Origin of the sequence: Pseudomonas sp. HY2-MNA-CIBAN-0224 (genome assembly GCF_040310285.1) — a bacterium.
Lineage (GTDB): Bacteria > Pseudomonadota > Gammaproteobacteria > Pseudomonadales > Pseudomonadaceae > Aquipseudomonas > Aquipseudomonas helleri.
Window position 1 is genome coordinate 1 of the sequence record NZ_JBEOPQ010000973.1, and the last position, 230, is coordinate 230.

Here is a 230-nt window from a genome sequence, read left to right on the forward strand (position 1 = left end):
GAATAAACACTATCAAACTGTGTCGTTTGCTCTAGCAAATACGAGGTAAAAAACTGTTCTAAGCCATTGATACGGCTGATACCTTCTACAACAGCAAGAGTAAATACTATTTCTATTGCGCCCTCACCATCATGATATTGTACCTGCTGCAACCAACGGCTTTTAATCGGCTTACCATTATCATCAAGGTAGGTAAAACGTCTATTAAATAGGGTTTCTTCAGCTTCTTT

The 230-nt window shown here is 38.3% G+C and carries 1 protein-coding gene; it reads right to left on the minus strand.

Annotated elements, in window-relative coordinates; genetic code table 11:
• On the minus strand, positions 1–230 hold a 230-nt coding region (locus AAEZ03_RS29145; RefSeq protein ID WP_350583501.1), incomplete at both ends, for a RepB family plasmid replication initiator protein.